1 protein-coding gene is annotated in these 1,145 nt (G+C 65.2%); it reads left to right on the forward strand.

The annotated features are described in order from the left end of the window. Positions 1 to 166: 166 nt before the first annotated feature. Positions 167 to 1,123, forward strand: coding sequence for an IS110 family transposase (locus tag AC27KI_RS25425; protein WP_487116574.1), 957 nt, complete (start codon positions 167 to 169; stop codon positions 1,121 to 1,123). The last annotated feature ends 22 nt before the right edge of the window (positions 1,124 to 1,145 follow it).

Raw genomic sequence — 1,145 nt, forward strand, 5'->3', positions numbered from 1 at the left:
CCTTGTATCTTTGACGCTCGGACCAGTTCAGGTAGCCCGAAGCGCCTCTGGGAAGTTTGAAGCCCGTGACTGAGCACTGGGCGCCTGAGCTGGACCGTCCTTTCTTGCAGCCCGAACGGTTGTAGGAACTTGTAGTTCGCATAGACAAGGATGGGAGCGAGAGGACGTGTCCGACTCTGTTTTTATTGGTATTGACGTCTCCAGCCAGACGCTGGAGGTGGCCAGCAGCAGCCAGGCCAAGACCTGGCAGGTCGCCAACGACGCAGCTGGCATTGAGCAACTGGTCGATCAGGCATCGGCCTTGACGCCGGCTCTGGTGGTGCTGGAGGCCACCGGCGGCTACGAGTTCGAGGCAGCGTGTGCGCTGCAGGCCGCAGGCCTTGCGGTGGCCGTGGTGAACCCTCGCACGGCCCGCGACTTTGCCCGCGCCATGGGCGCTCTTGCCAAGACCGATGCGCTGGACGCGCGCATGCTGGCGGCCTTCGCCCGCGTGCTGCACCAACACCCCGAGCGCGAACGCTTCGTCAAGCCGCTGGCCGATGCCGAGCTGCAGCAGTTGCAGGCACTGGTGCTGCGCCGGCGCCAGTTGGTGCAGATGCTGACTGCCGAGCGACAGCGCCTGCGGCTGGCCCATGCCGCCGCTCGCCCGAGCATCGAGCGGGTCATCGAGTTCCTCAAGCAAGAGATTGGCGACAGCGAGGCCGAGGTGGCAACGCATGTGCAAGGACACCACTCGCAGCTGGCCCAGGCGCTGGCCAGTGTGCCGGGCATTGGCGCAGCCAGCGTGGCAGTGCTGCTGGCCGAGTTGCCAGAGCTGGGCAAACTCGACCGGCGCCGCATTGCTGCGCTGGTGGGCGTAGCTCCCCTGAACCGAGACTCCGGCCAGATGCGCGGGCAGCGCTCCATCTGGGGCGGGCGGGCAGATGTGCGACGCACGCTGTACATGGCCACCCTTGTGGCGGTGCGCCACAACCCAGCGCTCAAGGCCTGCTACGAACGCCTGCTGGCAGTGGGCAAGCGCAAGAAGGTTGCCCTGGTCGCTTGCATGCGCAAGCTACTGACCATGCTCAACGCCATAGCCAAGCATGGCTCCACATGGGATCCGGCTATGCATAACGCTTGACAGCCAAGACGGTTGCTCAGTC

It is taken from the genome of Acidovorax sp. KPB24-03 (assembly GCF_057546605.1).